Raw genomic sequence first — 21,405 nt, forward strand, 5'->3', positions numbered from 1 at the left:
AGGAAGACCGTGGGTACTTTAGACAACAACGCTTATTTTCATTCATTCAAGGAGGATATTTCGGGCATCGAACTCCCGTCGCGATTCACTTTTCCGTTTTGCTATGAACCGCATCCGCTAGCCATTATTGCTGCGCAGCAACTCCAGGCCTACCTTGAGATACAAAACGAGTGGACACATAACTTTGGTCTTGAAGAAAATAATGATGGTCATGCCATAGGCAAGATGTTTGGTATATTGGTTGTCCGCGATCAGCAGCATCGCCTCGGATATCTTGCGGCTGTATCAGGCAAGCTTGCTGGCAGCAACAAACACAGCTACTTTGTGCCCCCTATATTTGACATGCTGGAAAAGGATGGCTTCTTTTTGAATGAAGAAGTACACTTAAATGCGCTCAACAGAAAAATTGAACTTCTTGAAAACAGCGCGGAACTGGCGCAAACAAAAAGCAATCTCAATAGACTAAAAGATCAATGGGACACAGCGCTTGACCTGCTCAAAACAAAACTCAGAAATCAGAAAAAAGAACGTAAGGAAACCCGAACCAGATTGCGCCCTATCCTGTCAGACGAAGCGTATGAAACGCTGATGGAAGATATGCGTAACCAAAGCTTAAAGGATAAACAAGAACTTCAGCGCTATCAATATGACATGCATCTGGCCCTGGAATCGGAAAACCTTAAGCTCCAACGATTGCTTTCCGATATTTTGGCAATGAAAGAGGAGCGCAAGACCCGATCGGGCAATCTGCAAAGACAACTTTTTGAACAATATAATTTTTTAAATGCTGAAGGGCAGCAAAAGAATGTGATTGCCATTTTTCAGGATTTTGACCAAAGTACACCTCCTGCAGGCTCCGGAGAATGTGCTGCGCCCAAATTATTACAATATGCCTACAGCCACAATCTTACCCCCATAGCACTGGCCGAATTTTGGTGGGGCTGTTCCCCTGCTTCCGAAATCCGTAGACATAAAAATTACTATCCGGCCTGCCGTAAAAAATGTGAACCTATTCTGGGTTACATGCTTCAGGGACTTACGGTCGACCCGAATCCCATGCAACAGGAAACCACCTTGCAAACAGAACTCCCGCAGATCTATGAGGATGAAGATATTATTGTCTTCAACAAACCCGCAGAGTTTTTATCCGTTCCCGGTATATATGTGAAAGATTCCGTCTATACTCGTGTTCTCAAACGCTATCCAAATGCCGGCCCGATTATTATCCATCGGCTGGACATGTCCACTTCGGGGCTTTTGGTGGTAGCCAAAAACAAGGTGGCGCATCAATTCATCCAGGACCAATTTATACAACATACCATAACCAAGGAGTACATTGCTTTACTCGATGGTGTTATTGAACAGGAATGTGGACTGATTGATCTGCCTCTTCGTGTGGATTTGGATGACAGACCCCGACAAATGGTCTGTTATACCTATGGAAAGCCAGCACAGACCAAATGGGAAAGAATTGCTGTCGAAAATGGTAAAACACGCGTTCGCTTCTATCCTTTAACAGGCCGGACACATCAACTCCGTATGCACGCTGTACACCCAGAAGGGCTGAATACCCCGATCTTGGGTGATGATCTATATGGCAGAAAAGCAAATAGGTTACACCTGCATGCTGCTTTTATTAAATTTATTCACCCGGGCTCCAGACAGGAAATCTCTTTTCAAATCCCGTCGGATTTTTAGCAGCACTGACTATATCGTTACAAAAGTCAATAAATAGTGGACTGGAAAATCATCGTGAAGTCAAAATGTGGGGGTTAAATTATTGATCTAAATCAATAATTTAAGACAAACCGCTAAAAAACAACTATTTAAACCTTAAAAGACGGAACTACGTTTCTTTTATTACATTACAATAAGATTTTAATTATTCTTAATTTTTTGTTTCCTTTGTTCACTGATTTTTTGATTTTAATACTTATAAAGTCAGAAATAAAGTAAAAACAAGAAAACAATTTTGAATTTTCAAGATTATAGCAATATAATGGAAGCTAAAATAAACGCACAGACCTTCATAAACAAACTCTTTTTCTCGATAACATTTTTGCTATCAGCATCTCTTGCATTCGCGCAGACCAAAACGGTGACGGGTACGGTCAAAGATGCAAAGACAAAGGCCCCCATTGCTTACGCCACTGTTGCGGTCGTTGGCGCGCCTGCTGCTGCAGGAACCTCAACATCGACCAATGCAAATGGTGAGTTTAAGCTGGTTTTCCCGACATCTTATGTCAAAATCAGAGCAAGCTATGTTGGCTATGACAATAAAGATGCTTTCGTTACCAACGATGCTGTACAGACCAAGGAAATCCTGATGGATGCACAGGACAATATGCTGGAGGAAGTTGTTGTCAAAGCCAAAAAGAAAAAATACAGCAACAAAGACAATCCTGCCGTTGCCCTGATACGTAAGGTGATTGAAAATAAAGATAAAAACCGTTTGTCGGGACAACAATATGCTGAATTTGATCAATACGAGAAAATGTCTTTGGGATTGAGCAATCTTTCAGAAAAATTCGTCAACAAAAAGATCTTTAAGAACTATCAATTTCTTTTCGAAACCGATGACTCGGCTAAAACCGCCAATAAATATGTTTTGCCGGCTTTTATCGAAGAGAAAATATCCAAAGTGTACTACCGTAAAGATCCGAGCAAAACCAAACAATATATTTTGGGGGATCAACGCGCGCAGTTTGACCCTAAATTTATAGATAATGATGGTCTGGCGGCCTATTTTAATAAACTCTACGAACAAGTTGATATCTATGACAACAACATTTCATTGGTAACCAACCAGTTTTTGAGTCCGATTGCGAACTCTGCACCGACGTTTTATAAGTTTTTCATTACCGATACCATCAAAACTTCTCAGCCTTGGCTGGTCGAATTGAGCTTCGTTCCCCGCAATAAAGCAGATATGTTGTTTAAAGGACAACTATATGTTACGCTGGATGGCAATTATGCCGTTCAAGGAGCGAATATGACTGTTGCGGATGATATCAACCTAAATTTTGTACGCGACCTTCAGGTTCAGCTCAAATTCGAAAAAGACAATAAGAGCAGATTCTACCTGAAGACAAGTACATTGGGAATTGATTTTTCATTAACTGAAAAAGGAATGGGTATCCGCGGAAGCCGAACGGTCGATTACAACAACTATAAAGTCGGTGTGCAACAACCCGATAGCATTTACGATGGTCCATCAACGGTAATAGCTTACAATGTCGAGAATAAAAAAGCGACAAAGTCCTTATTTGAAACACAACGTCCGTTGGCTTTGGCACAGAATGAACTGAATATCTACCACAATATAGATACGCTACAGAAAATTCCTTCTTTCAGAACCTTCATGGATATCGCGGCCCTGCTTCTTTCGGGTTACAAACAAGCCGGTCCGGTGGAAATTGGTCCGGTAAATACATTCTACAGTTTCAACCCTGTTGAAGGCTTTCGCTTGCGTGTGGGTGGTCGTACGACCGAATCATTGAGCAAACGTTTCTATGCAGAGAGCTATGCGGCTTATGGATTCAAGGATCAGAAATGGAAGTACTTTTTCAGTGGGACTTATGCCTTTAACAACAAGTCGGTATACTCCTTCCCTATGCACTATATCAGGGCCTCTTATAAAAAAGATACGAAGATTCCGGGACAAAAGCTCGAATTCGTTCAGGAAGATAACTTCTTGTTATCTTTCAAACGTGGTGATAACGACCGTTATATCTACGAAACCAACTACGGACTGGAATATAAAAAAGAATTCTTGAACCATTTGACTATTGGTGCTGGATTTAACATTAACAAACAGACTCCCGCGGGTAGTCTAACCTATCAAATGCTGGATGAAAATGGACAAAACAAATTGTTCAACGAATTAAATACAACAGAATTATCGGTCAACTTTAGATACGCTCCGCACGAAGAATTTTACCAAGGTAAAATCTATCGTACGCCGATCTTCAATCAATATCCCATATTCACATTCAATTATACAGCAGGTATTAAAGGTCTGGCAAAAGGGGAATATAATTACCATAGTTTTAACGTGGGCGCATTCAAGCGTTTTTACCTAAGTCAATTTGGTTACGCCGATGTGACTGCAGAGGGAAATTACATCGCTGGAAAAGAGATTCCATTTCCTTTCCTGACAATCCACCGGGCCAACCAGACCTATGCGTATCAGTTAAACTCGTATAACTTGATGAACTTCCTGGAATTTGTCAGTGATCACAACGCCTCTATCAATCTGCAGTATTATATGAATGGATTCCTGTTGAATAAGATCCCATTGATCAAAAAGCTCAAGCTACGCGAGGTATTTAGTTTCAAAGGGGTATATGGTGGTCTTCGTAAAGAAAACGATCCTGACGATCCGAATTACGGTTCAAAAGTCTTTGCATGGCAACGCAATGCACAAGATATCCAAAGTTCATATACCTTCGGCTCTGAACCTTATATGGAAGCCAGTATCGGTCTGTCCAACATCTTTAAAATTTTGCGTGTGGACTACGTCAAACGTTTGAATTACCTTGACCATGTGGATGCTCCGGCTTGGGGGATCCGTGCCCGCGTCAAATTTGACTTCTAATAGTTTCCGTAAATTTATATTATAATTTGAGGCCCTGTCAATCGAGAGAATGACAGGGCCTTTTTTCTTATTTACAGCGTCTCCCATTTGATCCTTATCCCGCGGTATTCCCCATCTTTCTTTGTCGATTTATCCGATTGCGGTTCGGCTTGGCGAAAAACCCCAAAAACTTTAACCCTCACTGACTCCAAGTTCGGGGAGTTATTCGGGGCATATTTGTATCTGATTCGGGACAGATTTGGGACAGATTCGCCTCTGCTACCAGGTGTGAGCGTGTTTACTACGCCATGAGTATCTGATAAATGCGTCCTAGACTCGGACTCAACACGGACTCATCATGGACTCAATACGGATTCACCCCGACTTTAGGGTGAAGTAGATACGATACTGTGCCGAAGCGTTGGCGAAGCGAACTCGATGGTGACCGAAAGAATCCCTAGAAAAGTATGATATTAAGAAGCATTGCATGGTCGAAAAACTAAGGTTTACACAAAAAAAATCCCCCTTGCAAACAGCAAGGAGGATAAAATTAGAATATGACGATGGTCAGTTTTTCTTTTTGAATGCATCTACACCGCTCTGTAGAAATGCTTTGTATTCTTCAACATTGTAATTTGCCCCACTTTGAGGAACCAGCACCCGACCGTTCGGATCAACAATTACATACAATGGCTGCGAATTACTATTGAATGCGGAAGCTTGAAAATCGCTATTTTTGTTTCCGATAGTCTTTATTTTTTTATTGCTGTATGTAGAAACTATCTGCTCATTGACAGGCAGTTCAGTTTTATCATCTACAAATAACTCGGCCATTACAAACTCTTCTTTCAACAACTTGGCTACCGCAGGATCTGTCCATACATTTGCCTCCATTTTACGGCAGTTAACACAATTCCAGCCCGTAAAATCAATCAAAACAGGTTTATTAAGCTCTTTAGCAGTTGCTAAAGCCTGATCGTAATCATAATAGGGATCGAAGCCTTTTGGTGTACCACGCTCGTGAAAAATTTCAGCATATTTTTTGACTTTTCCATCTGTATGCGCAGCAGGACCACCGCCAACTCCAGTGGATAAATCAAAATCCTGGGTTGCCGATGGCGGCAAAAAGGCTGAAATAGACTTTAAGGGAGCGCCCCATAAACCGGGAATCATATACACCACGAAGGAAAAAACAACAATAGCGAGTATTGTTCTCGGAACAGACAGAAATTTGAGGTCGCTATCGTGGGAAAACTTAATTTTACCGATCAGATAAAGCCCCATCAAACCAAATACGGCGATCCATAAGGAGAGGAATACTTCTCTGTCCAACCAGTTCCAATGGTAAGCCAAATCTACATTCGACAAAAATTTCAATGCCAAAGCCAGCTCCAAAAAACCAAGCACCACTTTTACACTGTTCAACCAGCCACCTGATTTTGGCAGCGATTTAAGCATCGATGGGAACATAGCGAATAGGCCAAATGGAATAGCCAGGGCAATGGAGAATCCCAACATACCTATGGCAGGCCCCAATCGTTCACCTTTTGATGCAGCTTCCACCAGGAGCGTTCCGATAATCGGCCCCGTACAGGAAAACGACACCAACGACAGGCTGAATGCCATAAAAAATAGCCCTACAAATCCACCTTTATCCGACTTGGCATCCATTTTATTCACAAAAGAGCTCGGCAAGGTAATTTCAAATGCACCAAAGAATGAGGCCGCAAATACCACCAACAGCAAAAAGAAAATAAAATTAAAAATCCCATTGGTCGAAAGGGCATTGAGTGCATCAGAACCAAATGCAATGGTAATAATCATTCCCAAAGCGACATAGATCACAATGATGAATAATCCGTACAATAAAGCCTTACTAATGCCACTGGCGCGGCTACCGGACTGCTTAGTGAAGAAGCTTACGGTCAAAGGAAGCATCGGAAATATACAAGGCATCAACAAGGCCGCGAAGCCTCCGACCAAGCCTGCGATAAAAATGCTCCAAAGTGACTTTTTTCCACCTTCTGCCGAACCACCTGCTTTAGCTGTGGCAGCCACCGTTGTCTTACTGGAGTCAGCTTGAGCTGTAACCGTGTCAGGTGACTCTTCAAAAGATAAAGAATCCGGGCTGATTGTACCATCCGTGAATTCGATACCATCCGGGCTAACCGTACTGTCCTGCTGCGCAAACATAGCAAGAGGAAAGATGAGCAGGAATAAAAGGGTTAATAGTTTAAAATTAGTTTTCATCAGAATATCATGTATTTTTCATAATTTATTTTGCTTTGAGACCTGTTCATTTGTTCTTGTGTAAATAAAACCCGAGGAGCAATACACTCCCCGAGTTCACTATAAACATATGAAACTGAATCTTACTATGCTCCAAATACAGGATTTGGCAGCCTACAAATTGGTTGAAAACCCAGAAAATCAACATCGCTGGATAAATAGCCCGGTTTAACAAGCTCTTCTTTCACCAAATCCGTACTTAAATATTTTTTATTGTCATCACATAGTAGCGTGACGACAACTGCCTCGTCCCCTAACTCCTGTTGTAACTTAATTGCTCCAATAACATTGGCTCCCGAGGAAATTCCAACGGCAAGCCCCAATTGCCTTGACAGCTTCTGGGCCATAATGATCGAATCGCCATCGTTGGCACAAACAACACGATCCAGTTCATCCAAATTCACTATTGCCGGAATAAATTCATCGGATATACCCTGAATACGGTGTGAACCGACTTTATGTCCTGTTGTTAATGTTGGACTTTCCGCTGGCTCCAAGGGATGTACACGAACATTTGGATTCGCCTTCCGCAAGCTGCGCCCTACCCCCATGACGGTCCCACCTGTTCCCACTCCTGCCACAAAGGCGTCAGCGATCAAACCCTGTTCTTCCAGTTGCTTCACAATTTCATAACCGGTCGTTTTCTCGTGTGCTTCAGCGTTATATTGATTTTCAAACTGTCGTGGAAGAAAAACACCACCAGCGGCAGCAAGCTCTTCACTCAAACGAATGCTCCCCAAAAAACCACCTTCTTCTTTGCTGATCAGCTGAATATCAGCCCCCATGCTTCTGATAATATCGGTGCGCTCTTTACTCAACCAATTTGGCATGATGATCTTTACCTGATGGCCTAAAGCTTTACCAATTGCCGAAAAAGCAATTCCTGTATTTCCGCTCGTAGCTTCAATAACAACATCCGTCGGTCTAATCTGGCAATTCATATATGCTTTATACAGGATATATAAAGCCATTCTGTCTTTGATACTACCTGTTAAATTATAATTCTCACATTTCACGAACACCCGGCCTGGCTTACCTTTGTAGGTATACTGCAATTCCAACATTGGCGTATTACCGACCAATCTCCACAAATGCTTAAATCTTTTGTCCAATGCAGGCGATAAACATGCACTTAGTAATTCTTGTTCAGCCATTTTTATATAAATGATTATTCTGTTGCAAAATTGGATAATAACAAGATATTATTCAATACAAAACTATAATTTCAATAAAAATTCAATAAAAAGACATAACTAACAATAAATTATTCATTCCAACATTGTAATTTTGCAACAACACCGAAAATATTCATATTATGGAATTGGACGATATTGATCTAAAATTATTGCGCTTATTACAGCACGATGCTTCATTAAGTAATAAGGAACTCTCCTTTGAATTGAATAAATCAATCGCAGCAGTGCACGAAAGGGTAAAAAAATTAAAAAGACTGGGGTATATCAAAAAAACGGTAGCGATCCTGGATCGGCACAAAATCGGGATTGGACTGATTTCGTTTTCGCAGGTATTCCTGAAAGCACATACCTTTGAGGTTTTGAACGAATTTGAAAAAGAAGTAGCGAAGTTTCCCGAAGTTATGGAATGCTATCAGATGGCTGGATCTTATGACTTCATGTTGCGTATTGCTACCAAAGACATGGACGCTTATCACATCTTTTTAAGACACCGTCTGGCGGTGCTCCCGCAGGTCAATACCGTACAGACTTATTTTGTATTATCGGAAACAAAGAGTGAAACTGCTTATCCTCTATAATGCGTAGGGATCAGGCCAAGTACCCCAAAAAAAGTGTGAGGTATTGATTTCAATAAGATCAATACCTCACCTGTATCATTCAGTCTAATCGAACAGTAAGGTCCCGGTGACGTTCCAGCTGCTGAAACTTGTTCCCTCCGGAGCGCCTTGTGGGATCTGAACCTGCAATTTGTAATCACCAGCTTTTAAATCGCCTAAATCGATGTAAATCGGAGGTGTAACCGTTCCCGGACACCAATTGGAACGACTTAAATCGGACGAAGATAATCCCGTGGCAAAATTACCCGAAGCGGGATTGGACAGACGGTAAGAACCGCAATCGTTACGCCAGGGTGTATATTTAAACAGTAGGGCATCGTTTAGAAAAATACGGTTTTCTTTGGGTACAAATTCATCGCCATTTCCCCAACCACCATGACCGGTTGTGATATAGCGTAATTGTACATTTTTAGCGTCCTGATCCAAACGAAACGAGAGCGTCAGCCCTTTATCCTGATCAAACATAGATCCATACTCCTGACCGCCCATTTCCATCACATTGGTCGTCGTAAATAAGGACATAGTCTTTTTTAATTCTCCTTCCGATCCAGCTTCAAAACCAGGGTGAATGGTGAGCTCGACGCTAACTTCATGACCATTCTTATCATAGTTACCAATAAAAGCGCCTACGTATACCTCCTGTTCGCTCAACATCCCAGCGAGCTCTGACACATCCTGCCTGTAAAGTACTGAATCCTGCCAAACCTTATCCTTTAACTGAAGATAGTTAAACTGCTTAACACCAAAGGGAGTAAAAAACCGCATCAATTCAACGATAGGTTCGAAAGTGGCGGTCCTTATCACACCTTGGTAGCTTTTCCCATTACCATTTTCATACTTCGGCAAGGTCGACATCCCGCTTTTCATCCCATCCAAAAAGCTCTGTGCTTTATTGGCAGGGATAATAAAAACAGATCCGGTGCGGTCATAGGCATCCCCTTTTGATTGCTCCACAAGCTGAACAAACACATTATCGCTAAGTTTGATTTTTGGTATTTTGATTTTCTTGACAATGACTGTACCATTCGCAAAACGCAGGATTGAATCAGATTTGACATCCTCGGAAAAACGAATGCGCTCTTTTTGAAAGATAGGAAGCCGGATAAAACGATTTTTCCAAATAAGGTCTTTATAGGAAAGTTCATCATAGCGCTTTTCGCTTCCTTTTAGCTTCAATTGGTCAGGGATTGTATTGACTTTCTCTACTTTGGTTGCGAAAGTCCTTGTATTGCCATTTCTGATTACTTCCAATACTAACCCCAGATCCTGCCCTAGTTCGCTCGGGGCTCCCTTTACCCCTAGTTTATCCGTATACCATAGCTCAATCTTATTGGAATTGATACTGGTTTCCACTTTTTTACAGGGATAGCCCAAAATGGTCTTAGTCTCATTGGTCGGTGTAAATTTCTGCTTGGAAAGCGCCTGAGCATCCCCTGTTAGGATGAGGGAACCATCTTTCAGTTTCGCAATTTTAAGCAGGTTATTTCCGGCTGACCGCTCCACCAACACACGCTCGTAGGGCGGCGATAATTGTCCTTTTAGATCTTTCTCCGAGCTGACATACGTTTCATTCACATTGGCATACACCACTACCCCATTCTGATTGGCAGGTGTATTGCCATTAAAACTTTGATTATACTGGATCACATAGCTCGTTAGCTTCTGGGCATAAGAGGACAATGACAGACATAACATTGAAACAAAAAGGATATTTTTCTTCATCGTATACATATTGGATTAGACACAAAAATAAGAAAGGCTTTAGGAATTCCTAAAGCCTTTCTTATTTTATGCTAAAACGTTTATTTTATCAACCAGATATCCAAAAGATAAAAGACCGCAAAGATGACGGAAGCGTAACCATTGGTGGTCATAAAATCGCGGTTTACGCGACTTAGATTTGTCGACGAAAACAGCGTATGCTGATAGATCAACAACCCACCATAGAAAACCACACCTAAATAATAAATCCAGCCGACAGGCATTAAAAACGCTGGTATTAAAACAAATATAAAAGACAACACGTGTAAACATTCGGATACCCGCATCGCTCCTTTTGTTCCCAACCATACCGGAATGGAGTTCAGCTTATTCGCCCGGTCAAAGGCCTCATCCTGCAATGCGTAAATAATATCAAAGCCACTCACCCAGGTCAATACAGCAAAGCCATACAAAACAGGGACAGTTGCAAATTGTCCCGTGATCACCATATAGGCCCCTATTGGTGCTAAACCCAGTCCCGCACCAAGGACCAAATGGCACAACGGTGTAATGCGTTTGGTGTAAGAATAAAAAAGCACAACGAAGAGTGCAATGGGCGACAGCATAAAGCACAGGGAATTTATAAAATAAGTCGCCATGACAAAAAGTAAGCAATTGACTATGGTAAAGATCAGTGCATTCCGGGCCGAAATCTTCCCTGCCGGAATATCACGCATTGCCGTCCTGGGATTAATGGCATCAATGTCCCGATCCAAATACCGATTGAAGGCCATGGCTGCATTCCGGGCCGTTACCATGCACAATAACATCAATAGCAACAGTTTCCAGGAAAAGGTATATTCAGTGGTATGCAGGGCCAAAAAGAAGCCTATAAGGGCAAATGGCAATGCAAATACACTGTGTGCAAACAAAACTAAAGAAAGATACTTCTTCATGAGGTGATCTTAATGGATTTTAAAACGTTCGCCAATCTCTGGGCAATGATCAGGTTGACCAGGCCATGATGTTAACGAATTTTAATTTTTTGAACTACTTAAAACGGCATTCTTTCTTCCGGCTCAGGTCCCACAAATCGGCGATTGACGTCATCAATGGTTTCCAGAATCGGCTCATGACCGACTTTCTTCTCAGCCGAGGTCAAAAAGATCGGCGGCACCTCCTCAAACCATTGCAACAGCTCTTTTTTAAATTTTGCAATATTCGCATCAGATTTTACAGCTGATTGTTTGTCTGCTTTGGTAAAGACCAACATAAAGGGTAAACCGCATTCACCCAACCAATAACAGAAATCAAGGTCGATCTTCTGTGGTTCGAGACGACTGTCTACCAAAACAAATACACATTGTAAATTGTCTCTATGGGTGAGGTATCTGCGAATGAATTTTTCCCATTCATTACGACTTGTTTTGGACGCCTTAGCGAATCCATAACCGGGTAAATCGACCAGATACCAGGTATCATCTATAATAAAATGATTGATCAACTGAGTCTTACCGGGTTTTTGAGAGGTTTTGGCAAGCCCCTTCTTATTTGTCATTGCATTGATCAAAGAAGATTTACCTACATTAGAACGGCCTATAAAGGCGTACTCAGGCAAATTTGGCGCAGGTAATTTGTCAACTCTCGTGTTGCTACACACGAATTCGGCTTTTTTTACTTCCATGGAACAAAGGTACATTAAATGAATCCGTTTGGCAAGGTTTCACCCTGCTATGCGGTAAAAAACTGAACGGCCAATCTGTAACATTTTAGGGTGGCCGCATACTAATAGTCAAAATAAACAAGCGTATATTTGATAGCAAACGCTATATGCTATATTTTTCGCCATACTGAATTTAATTAAACCCTAAAAAGATGTTACTAGAAATCAATCATGTCACCAAGGATTACGCCAATCATCGTGCATTGGACGATGTTTCCATTCAGATTCCAAAAGGTAAAATTTTTGGGTTATTGGGACCGAATGGAGCCGGCAAAACATCCCTTATCCGGATTATCAATCAGATTACCGCTCCCGATTCCGGCCAAATCCTCTTTAACGGCGAAGCTTTGGGACCACAGCATATTTCCCAAATCGGGTATTTGCCCGAAGAACGGGGGCTCTACAAAAAAATGAAAATAGGTGATCAGATGCTTTATCTGGCGCAGTTGAAAGGGCTTTCTAAAAAAGAAGCTTTACATCGGATACACGACTGGTGCGAACGTCTTGATATATCCTCATGGTTGGACAAGAAGATCGAAGACCTCAGTAAGGGTATGCAACAAAAAGTACAGTTTGTCGCCACTGTTATTCACCAGCCCCAATTGATTATCCTGGATGAGCCTTTTTCGGGATTTGATCCGGTCAATGCCAATATCATCAAGGAGCAGATTTTACGATTGAATAAGGAAGGGGCCACCATTATCTTTTCGACACACCGCATGGAAACGGTCGAAGAACTTTGCGATAATATTGCGCTCATCAACCGATCAAAGAAAATACTGGACGGCTCTGTTCAAGCGATAAAAAAAGAATACCGGAATCAGACTTACAAATTGGAATATACAGCAACCGAAGATAATTTTCTTCTGTCCAACGACGCTCTCTTCGAGGTCATAACGTCTACAAGGATTGAAAAAACATACATCACTACAATTCAGTTAAATAGAAATATTTATATAAATGATGTATTAATGCATTTTTTACCACAAATACAGCTAAATCAATTGATAGAAATTGTACCTTCCATGGCGGATATTTTCATCCAAAAAGTTACTCAAGTCTCACCTAAAGCCAACGATCATGCATAAAATATTACTTATTATTCAACGGGAATATTTGTCCCGCGTCAAGAAAAAATCTTTTATTGTGATGACCTTTGCCGTGCCCCTATTCTTTTTTGCATTGTATGCGGGCATGTTTTACCTGACTAAAAAAAGCTTCAAAGATGCCCACACCGAGGTCTTTGTGATTGATGAGCAGGGTGAATTTGCGGGGAAACTCCAAAGCAATAAAAACGTAAGCTATACGATCAGCAAGTTAGATCTAAAGGCGCAAAAAAAGCAGCTCTCAGAGAGCGAAGGAAAACAATCGATCTTGTACATTCCCAAGGATATTCTTAGCAGCCAGAAGGCCGAACTGATTACCAGTGGCAAAACAAGTTTTGTCACGCAGGAGATCATTGGCGGACAACTGGAAGAAATCATCCGCGAAAAAGAGTATAAAGCTAAGGGAATAGACTTGCAGATCATCCAGTCCATCAAACCCAAAGTCGCTATCGATGCCAAAGAGATCACGGCTGACGGTGAAGAGAAAAACAGTAATACGGCGATTGCCATGGGACTTGGTGTCGCACTGGCCATCCTGGTTTATCTCTCCCTGTTTCTGTATGGCGCACAGGTGATGCGTGGTATCATCGAAGAGAAGAGCAACCGTATTATCGAAGTTATTATTTCCTCCGTCAAGCCTTTTCAGCTTATGATGGGTAAAATTGTTGGGATTGGGATGGTCGGGCTCACTCAATTTGTGATGTGGCTGCTGCTTACAGGAGGCCTTTTTATAACGGCAACACTGTTGTTTGTCAATCCGCAGGATATGCAGGAGGTTGCTGCCAGTCAGCCCGCAGCTGGCAATATGGGAACGGTATCCAAAGCAATCGGACAAGGCGGATCCGCCTCCATTCTCGCCTCCATCCAAAGCTTTAATTTTACCGAAGTCATTATCTTTTTCTTTCTGTTTTTTATTGCCGGCTACCTGCTGTATAGCGCTATTTTTGCCGCTGCTGGTTCCGCTGTAGACAATGAAACAGAAGCCAATCAGTTTTCCATGCCCATTACCATGCCCCTATTGTTAACGTATATCCTTTCATTTGGTGTCATTATCAACGATCCCAATGGGCCTATTGCCACTTGGTTGAGCTTTATTCCGTTCACATCACCTATCGCCATGTTGGTTCGGATACCTTTTGGCGTGCCGATGTGGCAGATATTAACCTCATTGACCTTGTTGATCCTGACATTCTTATTGATCACTTGGGTGGCTGCCCGAATCTATCGTGTTGGCATCCTGATCTATGGTAAAAAGGCAAGCCTTAAGGAAATCATCAAATGGTTCAATTATAAAAATTGATCGGGTTGATCACGATAACGAGTCAAAAAAATAAATAGAAAAGGCCAGATCGCATTGTGCAATCTGGCCTTTCTGATATCGTGTATAGGATAGAATCTTCTCTTATTTTGCTACAAAAACATGTTTTCCTAGTAAGACACCCATCCTATAGAACGTTTAATACCGAATATTGAACTTCTGAAATACAAAATGCCATAACCATATCGGGCCAATGAGCAGGAATTGCAGAAACTGTTTTCCGCTTATTGCTTTTTTCTCTTTTCCTTTACCAATATACAACGCCGCAAGTGCGAGCAAAGCAATCGCAAGGCATACCCATATCACTGCAGGGCCACCATTTTTTTGCACATATTCCAATTGCACAATAAAATAGCTCATTGCCCCGATCGAGAATAAAATTGCATAAGACAGGGTTGCAGATAGCTTAAGGTAAAAATAGATCACAACCGCAATGAAGAAAGAACCCCAATTCAAAAAAGTATGCCAATTGAGCTTCACTAAAAATTCAAACTGTGGGAAAGGAATCATCCAGATACAGCCCATCACGCCGAAGAATAGCAGCGGCAAAAAGATAATCTGAATCATGCGATTGGTCGGGTCTTGAAAATTAGCATCCAACTCCTCAAAATAGGTATCTACCGGACGCTTCGGTTCTACTTCCTGAACTTTCTTCTTTTGTTTCATTCGGCAAATTTAATAAATATTGATCTGCCGAGACGGTTGCGCGCCATAATAATATTATTTTTTTGGTCTGACGCTTGTCATTAAATGCATTCTTCTGGTTTTAGCTGGCAATCTCCTATCCAATTCCGTAATATTGCAGCATGAAGTCTTATAAACACATCTTATTTGATCTTGATGGAACCTTGACCGACCCTGCTGAGGGCATCACCAAATGCATTGCTTATGCACTCGAAGCCAAAGGAATCATTACGCCCGATCTGGATAGTCTTAAACCGCTGATCGGGCCGCCATTGAAAGATACGTTCATGCACAGCTACGGGTTTGGGGAACAGGAAGCTTTGGCCTGTGTGGACAAATACCGTGAGCGCTTTGCCATGCAGGGTTTGTATGAGAATATGCTGTTTGATGGCGTTCCCGAGCTACTGGAAAGACTCAAATCGAAAGATTATAAGGTTTACTTGGCGACATCCAAACCCGAAATCTTTGCGCATAGGATATTGCAGCACTTTGCTATAGACCAATATTTCGATTTCGCCGGGGGAAGTGCCCTGGACGATTCCAGACCTACAAAAACCAGTGTCATTCAATATGTGATGGAAAATGCTCGGCTAACGAACCCGCATGACTGTATCATGATCGGCGACCGCAAACATGATCTCATCGGCGCCAGAGAGACAAACATGGATGCCATTGCTGTGCTTTATGGTTATGGCAGCCAAGCGGAACTCGAACAGGAATCGCCAGCCTATCTCCTGCACAGTGTTGCAGATTTAATTGAATTTTTTGGATAATAAAAAAGCTCCAACCTATAATAGATTGGAGCTTTTTTAAGATCGATCCCTCAGGATCTATTTTGCGTAAGACACGGATCTTGTCTCACGGATAACCGTTACCTTAATTTGTCCCGGGTACGTCATTTCCGTTTGGATACGGTTGGAGATATCGGCAGCAAGTATCTCTGACTGTGCGTCAGACACCTTCTCGCTTTCCACGATAACGCGCAATTCACGTCCCGCCTGAATGGCGAAAGTTTTTTCCACACCAGGGTAGGATAATGCTAGGTCCTCCAGTTCTTTCAGACGTTTGATATAGCTTTCAACCACCTCACGGCGTGCTCCCGGGCGTGCTCCAGAAATAGCGTCACATGCCTGTACAACAGGCGAAATCAACGCTGTCATTTCGATCTCATCGTGATGCGCACCGATTGCATTACACACATCAGGGTGTTCTTTGTATTTCTCAGCAAGCTGCATACCTAAAATTGCGTGTGGCAATTCCGGGTTATCGTCAGGCACTTTACCAATATCGTGGAGTAATCCGGCACGTTTTGCGTGTTTGACATTCAGGCCAAGCTCTGCCGCCATTGTTGCTGCGAAATTGGCAACCTCACGGGAGTGCTGCAGAAGGTTCTGACCATACGACGAACGATAACGCATACGTCCGACCATACGGATCAGTTCAGGATGTAGTCCATGAATCCCAAGGTCAATGGCTGTACGCTCACCAATTTCAACGATCTCATCTTCAATTTGTGTACGTGTTTTTGCGACAACCTCCTCGATACGAGCAGGGTGTATACGGCCATCTGTCACCAGGCGGTGCAAGGCCAAACGGGCAATCTCACGACGTACGGGATCAAAACCAGACAAGATAATTGCCTCTGGTGTATCATCAACGATGATCTCTACACCTGTTGCCGCTTCCAAAGCACGGATATTACGGCCTTCACGACCAATAATACGGCCCTTGATCTCATCATTTTCGATATTGAAAATAGACACCGTATTTTCGATTGCGGATTCAGTAGCGGTGCGTTGAATTGTTTGAATAACGACTTTTTTCGCTTCTTTCGTCGCGGTCAATTTCGCTTCGTCCACAATATCTTTGATCTGGATCATGGCCTGGGAGCGGGCTTCCTCTCGCAATGAATCCACCAACTGGTTTTTAGCCTCGTCCGCCGTAACACCGGCGATACTCTCCAATTGTTTGATCTGTTGTAATTTTAAAGACTCAACTTCTTCGGATTTCTTTTCATTGAGTTCAACCAATTTATCCAGTTGCTTCTTTTTGGCGTCCACCTCCTGCTTATCGCGATTGATGCTTTCCAGCTTTTGGTTAATGGATTGTTCTTTCTGTCTCAACGTATTCTCCTTTTGGTTGATGGTATTGTTACGTTGATTCACCTCCTTTTCGTGTTCGGATTTTAATTGAAGGAATTTTTCTTTCGCCTCTAATAAGCGTTTCTTTTTAATGTGTTCTCCTTCTTGCTCTGCATCTTTTAGTATGCTATTTACCTTATCTTTGGCTTCCTGTTCTTGTTTTTTGAATAACAGAACCAATAGATAACGACCTATAACTACACCAACAATCAGAGAAATTATGATATAAATTGCGACGTCCATGTATGTATAATTGTATTATATATGTTTGTTTTTATTAATTACTAAATTTTTCAGATAAAACTCTCCATTCTTCCACTACCCTTGCATAAGCTGACTTATTGGCATCGGGTATTCTATTTGCAGTCGCTATTGGAAATGCAGGGGAATTGAATCCAATCTGATTCACTCCGCTTGCATGCCAGCCAATTGCCCGCTGATTTCCAAACAAAAAAAAACCGCAATTAAATTTAAACAGGTCTCATGTATTATTAAACTTCGTGATTACATAATTAGGCTTAGATTATGACCCAGATGGCTTTCGCAAAATGGCCTATATCTTTTTGCGCCTGTAATATTGAAGCGTTAAGTTTAAAATAGTGACAACCCGAATTTAATTGCGGCAAATTCGTCGTTTTAAGCTCTAAATATAAAGAACGTAAATTTATTTTTTAAAGAAATCCGTCAACAACTGATCAAGCTCCTGTACTGAATTCTCCAGCCCCACTTCGTGGTTCTGGGATTGTCGCTCCGCATTTAACATCCGCGTAGCAAACTGCAATACACACATGGATAACAGATCCTGCTTATCTCTCACAGTATAGTTTTCCTGCAATTCCTTTACTTTTTCATTTATCAATTTCGCAGCATGTCGAATCACTTCCTCCTCCGCGCTTTCCACCCGTAGGGGATAAACACGGTCTGCGATATTTATTTTTATGGAAATCTCTCCCATTTCTTTGAGCTTTTTAACGTTGTATTAGTTTAAATTCCGATGATCTCCAAATTCCAACTACTTCAACAAACTAATACACTTGTCTATTTCTCGCACAAAATCGTTAATTTTTTGTTTTGTGTCAAGTATTTTTTCATTAATTGCCTCCTTATCCGTTTCCGAATCTAAGGTTCGGGCTACTGCCAGTGCCTTGACCTTCTCTTCCAGCTGCTTGCTTTTATCGTTGCTCGCATCGAAAGCCACTTTTAAGGATTGTACCTCTAATTTAAGCAAATCATTTTCTTCTTGCAAGACTTCGCACATTTGAATTAAGTTTTTCGTTTTCTCAACGATCAGATTCATTTGTGAAGACAATGTTGCCATAGCGTAAATCGAATATTACCAATTAATGTTATATCTCTGTTTAACCACGCACCTCTGCGCTTAGTTCCTTCTCAAAATTAACAATTAATTTTTGAACTATCGCATCAATTTGTTTATCGGTCAATGTTTTTTCTTCATCTTGCAAGATAAAGCTCAGAGCATAAGACTTTTTCCCTTCCGGAATTTTATCACCTTTATACACATCAAACACATTTACCTCCTTTAAAAGCTTGCGTTCGGTCTTTTGAGCAACAAATTGGAGTTTATCAAAGCTCACATTTTCGTCAATTAACAGCGACAAATCACGGCGCACCGAAGGGAATTTCGACACTTCTTTGTATTGAATACTATTCTTGCGAATGATTTTCATCAGGACATCCCAGTCAAAATCCGCGAAGAAAACCTGCCCCTCAACATCTGCTTTTTTCAGGTTGGCATGAGCTACCGAACCGAAAGAAACCAAACATTTCTGGCCTTTCATATAGCTCAATCCGTAGGCAAAATGATTGCTCGGCGCATCTTGTATTTGTATACCCTCAATCTTTAGACGCTTAACAATCGTATCAACTGCCGCTTTGAGGTTATAAAAATTAACGTTTCCCTTTTTACTATTCCACTGTTCGGCCTCTTCTCTACCGCTTATTGCAAAAGTCAAATGTTGCGTTTCTTTATATCCTTCCCCATCCAATGCATAAGTTTTACCAAATTCGAAGAATTTCAGATCAAAATTTCTGCGTTTCTGATTATATTCAATGGCATTTAACACCGAGAACAACATGTTTTGACGCATGGTATCCAAATCCGAACTCAACGGATTAAACAATTTTACCGCGGTCTCGCTGTCATCCGCATAATCAAGCTTTGTCAACGAATTCGCTAATATTTCACGGAATCCATTACCAATCAATAAGTCAGCCAGCTGATTTAAAACCACTTCCTTATCTGGCTTTTCAACAGTGTTTAATGAAGCTTTGATTTGGGATTTTAGTTCAATGTTATTGTAACCATAAATCCGTAATACTTCTTCGACCACATCCACTTCACGAGTTACATCAACGCGATATGCGGGTACTAAAACATCGAGTCCCTCGGCTGTCTCTGAGGCAACCTCAATACCTAATGCCTTAATAATAGCTTTAATTTCTTCGTTAGGAATGGCCTGTCCGATCAATCGCACCACATTCGCATAACTGACAGGGAATGAAAATGGCTTAACTTCTACGGGATATTCATCTTTCAATGTTGAAGATATGGTACCACCTGCGATTGACCTGATTAATAATGCAGCCCGCTTTAACGCCTCCACCGCAATATTAGGATCTGTACCTCGCTCAAAGCGAAAGGAAGCATCGGTTTTTAAACCATGCCTTTTGGATGTCTTCCGTACTGAAACAGCATTGAAGTAAGCCGATTCCAGAAACACATTCGTTGTTTCTGCGGAAACGCCTGAATGTGCACCGCCAAAAACACCGGCAATACACATTGGTTTTTCAGCATCTGCAATCACAAGATCTTCGGCAGAAAGCGTCCGTTCCACAGCATCCAAGGTCACAAACTTTTCCCCTTCTTTTGCCGTACGGACAAGCACCTTGTTACCAGCAATTTTATCCGCATCAAACGCATGCAATGGTTGCCCAAGATCATGCAATATATAATTCGTTATATCAACAATGTTATTGATCGGGCGTACGCCGATTACATTTAGTTTTTCCTTCAGCCAGTCTGGCGATTCACCTACCTGAACGCCAGAAATATTGATTCCACTATATCGTGGACATGCAATAGTATCCTCAACAACAACAGCAGTTCCCACTTCCTCACCTGGCTGAAATGCGGAAAGATCTGTTTTTTTGATATCCGTACGGAAGTAAGCAGCAATATCGCGTGCCACACCTAAATGGGAAGCCGCATCCGCACGATTCGGTGTAAGACCGATTTCATAACGATAATCGTCCTGAATATTGAAATGATCTTTTACCAATGTGCCTACCGCAACATCGGCAGGTAATTCAACGATGCCGGCATGGGATGTACCCAAACCGATCTCATCCTCACCACATAACATTCCTTCGGATACTTCACCGCGTATTTTAGATTTGGTAATCTTAAATGGCTCTCCGGTCAAAGGGTGACATGTCGTACCCACTGTTGCCACAATTACCTTCAATCCGGTACGGCAATTTGGCGCCCCACATACAATATTCAATAATTCAGAAGCGCCCACATCAACTGTCGTGACGCGTAATTTATCCGCATTGGGGTGTTGTTCACAAGTTTTAACCTCGCCAACAACCAAACCATCCAATCCTCCCGGGATACTCTGTACGACATCCAGTGCTTCTACTTCCAATCCTGTATTTGTCAAGATCAAAGATAATTCCTCCGGAGTCGAATCTATATTAACGTGTTGTTTTAACCAATTATATGAAATGTTCATCTCGAATTTGATTTGATGCACAAACTTAGATAAATTTGAGGTTATATACAACGTCAATTTGGTGATCCGCCCCAGGATCCCTGCATTCCATCCGCTAAGTTCTAATCCAAAGACAAGCCAGCCTGCAGGCGGGAAAATAGACACTTATCCAACACAAAAATAGATAGGCGATAAAATATAATATAATAAAATGCCCATCAAATAAGGAATGTTTAACCAAAATAACCTAGAAAATTTATTGATTATGAGCGGCTTTAAGGCTTCCATCCTAATACAGGCTAGCATGATAACATTTATTT

General features: G+C 41.7%; 16 protein-coding genes. 6 read left to right on the forward strand and 10 right to left on the reverse strand.

The features are described 5' to 3' along the window. Positions 1-9 precede the first annotated feature (9 nt). Together G6053_RS19725 and G6053_RS19730 are read left to right on the forward strand one after the other, a co-directional pair. A complete protein-coding gene (locus tag G6053_RS19725) occupies positions 10-1,698 on the forward strand; it encodes an RluA family pseudouridine synthase (protein WP_165308082.1) in 1,689 nt (562 codons plus the stop codon). Positions 1,699-1,999: 301 nt separating this feature from the next. After that, on the forward strand, positions 2,000-4,597 hold the full coding sequence (locus G6053_RS19730) for a DUF5686 family protein (protein ID WP_165308083.1): 2,598 nt from the start codon (positions 2,000-2,002) through the stop codon (positions 4,595-4,597). 546 nt (positions 4,598-5,143) lie between these two features. Here G6053_RS19730 and G6053_RS19735 read toward each other — a convergent pair. Together G6053_RS19735 and G6053_RS19740 are read right to left on the reverse strand one after the other, a co-directional pair. Then, positions 5,144-6,826 carry a cytochrome c biogenesis protein CcdA gene (locus G6053_RS19735; protein WP_165308085.1) on the reverse strand — a complete coding sequence of 561 codons (1,683 nt, stop codon included), beginning with the start codon at positions 6,824-6,826 and terminating at the stop codon, positions 5,144-5,146. A 125-nt stretch (positions 6,827-6,951) separates the two neighbouring features. Further along, positions 6,952-8,019 (reverse strand): PLP-dependent cysteine synthase family protein, encoded by a 1,068-nt coding sequence (locus tag G6053_RS19740; RefSeq protein ID WP_165308086.1) that lies wholly within the window; start codon positions 8,017-8,019, stop codon positions 6,952-6,954. A 158-nt stretch (positions 8,020-8,177) separates the two neighbouring features. Between G6053_RS19740 and G6053_RS19745 the strand changes: the two genes are divergently transcribed. Beyond that, complete coding sequence (locus G6053_RS19745) at positions 8,178-8,639, forward strand: Lrp/AsnC family transcriptional regulator (RefSeq protein ID WP_104381061.1); 462 nt, start codon at positions 8,178-8,180, stop codon at positions 8,637-8,639. A gap of 84 nt (positions 8,640-8,723) precedes the next feature. On the opposite strand, the gene G6053_RS19750 is transcribed toward G6053_RS19745, so the two are convergent. The 3 genes from G6053_RS19750 to yihA all read right to left on the reverse strand — a co-directional run bounded on the left by G6053_RS19750 (position 8,724) and on the right by yihA (position 12,063). Continuing rightward, positions 8,724-10,400, reverse strand: coding sequence for a PNGase F N-terminal domain-containing protein (locus G6053_RS19750; RefSeq protein WP_165308087.1), 1,677 nt, complete (start codon positions 10,398-10,400; stop codon positions 8,724-8,726). Positions 10,401-10,480: 80 nt separating this feature from the next. Then, complete coding sequence (locus G6053_RS19755; RefSeq protein WP_165308089.1) at positions 10,481-11,335, reverse strand: UbiA-like polyprenyltransferase; 855 nt, start codon at positions 11,333-11,335, stop codon at positions 10,481-10,483. Positions 11,336-11,433: 98 nt separating this feature from the next. Continuing rightward, positions 11,434-12,063 (reverse strand): ribosome biogenesis GTP-binding protein YihA/YsxC, encoded by a 630-nt coding sequence (gene yihA / locus G6053_RS19760; protein WP_165308090.1) that lies wholly within the window; start codon positions 12,061-12,063, stop codon positions 11,434-11,436. 191 nt (positions 12,064-12,254) lie between these two features. Between yihA and G6053_RS19765 the strand changes: the two genes are divergently transcribed. Beyond that, entirely contained in the window at positions 12,255-13,190 is a 936-nt protein-coding gene (locus G6053_RS19765) for an ABC transporter ATP-binding protein (protein WP_165308092.1), read from the forward strand. Beyond that, a complete protein-coding gene (locus G6053_RS19770; RefSeq protein WP_165308093.1) occupies positions 13,183-14,508 on the forward strand; it encodes an ABC transporter permease in 1,326 nt (441 codons plus the stop codon). Before G6053_RS19765 ends, G6053_RS19770 begins: the two co-directional genes overlap by 8 nt. 156 nt (positions 14,509-14,664) lie before the next feature. Here the strand turns inward: G6053_RS19770 and G6053_RS19775 are convergent, their stop codons facing one another. Beyond that, the gene (locus tag G6053_RS19775; RefSeq protein ID WP_165308095.1) at positions 14,665-15,192 is read right to left on the reverse strand and encodes an Mpo1-like protein; all 528 of its coding nucleotides are present in this window, start codon (positions 15,190-15,192) and stop codon (positions 14,665-14,667) included. Between the two features lie 140 nt (positions 15,193-15,332). Between G6053_RS19775 and G6053_RS19780 the strand changes: the two genes are divergently transcribed. After that, positions 15,333-15,983, forward strand: coding sequence for an HAD-IA family hydrolase (locus G6053_RS19780; RefSeq protein ID WP_165308096.1), 651 nt, complete (start codon positions 15,333-15,335; stop codon positions 15,981-15,983). Between the two features lie 57 nt (positions 15,984-16,040). On the opposite strand, the gene rny is transcribed toward G6053_RS19780, so the two are convergent. The 4 genes from rny to pheT form a co-directional block, all read right to left on the reverse strand. Further along, complete coding sequence (rny, locus tag G6053_RS19785) at positions 16,041-17,594, reverse strand: ribonuclease Y (protein WP_165308098.1); 1,554 nt, start codon at positions 17,592-17,594, stop codon at positions 16,041-16,043. A 421-nt stretch (positions 17,595-18,015) separates the two neighbouring features. After that, a complete protein-coding gene (locus tag G6053_RS19790) occupies positions 18,016-18,306 on the reverse strand; it encodes a cell division protein ZapA (protein WP_046675831.1) in 291 nt (96 codons plus the stop codon). Positions 18,307-18,363: 57 nt separating this feature from the next. Beyond that, complete coding sequence (locus tag G6053_RS19795) at positions 18,364-18,669, reverse strand: hypothetical protein (protein ID WP_077432703.1); 306 nt, start codon at positions 18,667-18,669, stop codon at positions 18,364-18,366. Positions 18,670-18,709: 40 nt separating this feature from the next. Beyond that, positions 18,710-21,106, reverse strand: a complete 2,397-nt coding sequence (pheT, locus tag G6053_RS19800; protein ID WP_165308099.1) for a phenylalanine--tRNA ligase subunit beta — start codon at positions 21,104-21,106, stop codon at positions 18,710-18,712. Between the last annotated feature and the right edge of the window lie 299 nt (positions 21,107-21,405).

Source organism: Sphingobacterium sp. DR205 (assembly GCF_011064245.1).
GTDB lineage: Bacteria > Bacteroidota > Bacteroidia > Sphingobacteriales > Sphingobacteriaceae > Sphingobacterium > Sphingobacterium athyrii.

What these genes read in the sequence shown, in the direction of transcription:
- G6053_RS19780 (WP_165308096.1), top strand. Translation starts at nt 15,333, where the DNA reads ATGAAGTCTTATAAACACATCTTATTTGATCTTGATGGAACCTTGACC.
- G6053_RS19740 (WP_165308086.1), bottom strand. Translation starts at nt 8,019, where the DNA reads ATGGCTGAACAAGAATTACTAAGTGCATGTTTATCGCCTGCATTGGAC.
- rny (WP_165308098.1), bottom strand. Translation starts at nt 17,594, where the DNA reads ATGGACGTCGCAATTTATATCATAATTTCTCTGATTGTTGGTGTAGTT.
- G6053_RS19795 (WP_077432703.1), bottom strand. Translation starts at nt 18,669, where the DNA reads ATGGCAACATTGTCTTCACAAATGAATCTGATCGTTGAGAAAACGAAA.
- G6053_RS19790 (WP_046675831.1), bottom strand. Translation starts at nt 18,306, where the DNA reads ATGGGAGAGATTTCCATAAAAATAAATATCGCAGACCGTGTTTATCCC.
- G6053_RS19770 (WP_165308093.1), top strand. Translation starts at nt 13,183, where the DNA reads ATGCATAAAATATTACTTATTATTCAACGGGAATATTTGTCCCGCGTC.
- yihA (WP_165308090.1), bottom strand. Translation starts at nt 12,063, where the DNA reads ATGGAAGTAAAAAAAGCCGAATTCGTGTGTAGCAACACGAGAGTTGAC.
- G6053_RS19755 (WP_165308089.1), bottom strand. Translation starts at nt 11,335, where the DNA reads ATGAAGAAGTATCTTTCTTTAGTTTTGTTTGCACACAGTGTATTTGCA.
- G6053_RS19765 (WP_165308092.1), top strand. Translation starts at nt 12,255, where the DNA reads ATGTTACTAGAAATCAATCATGTCACCAAGGATTACGCCAATCATCGT.
- G6053_RS19735 (WP_165308085.1), bottom strand. Translation starts at nt 6,826, where the DNA reads ATGAAAACTAATTTTAAACTATTAACCCTTTTATTCCTGCTCATCTTT.
- G6053_RS19730 (WP_165308083.1), top strand. Translation starts at nt 2,000, where the DNA reads ATGGAAGCTAAAATAAACGCACAGACCTTCATAAACAAACTCTTTTTC.
- G6053_RS19775 (WP_165308095.1), bottom strand. Translation starts at nt 15,192, where the DNA reads ATGAAACAAAAGAAGAAAGTTCAGGAAGTAGAACCGAAGCGTCCGGTA.
- G6053_RS19750 (WP_165308087.1), bottom strand. Translation starts at nt 10,400, where the DNA reads ATGAAGAAAAATATCCTTTTTGTTTCAATGTTATGTCTGTCATTGTCC.
- pheT (WP_165308099.1), bottom strand. Translation starts at nt 21,106, where the DNA reads ATGAACATTTCATATAATTGGTTAAAACAACACGTTAATATAGATTCG.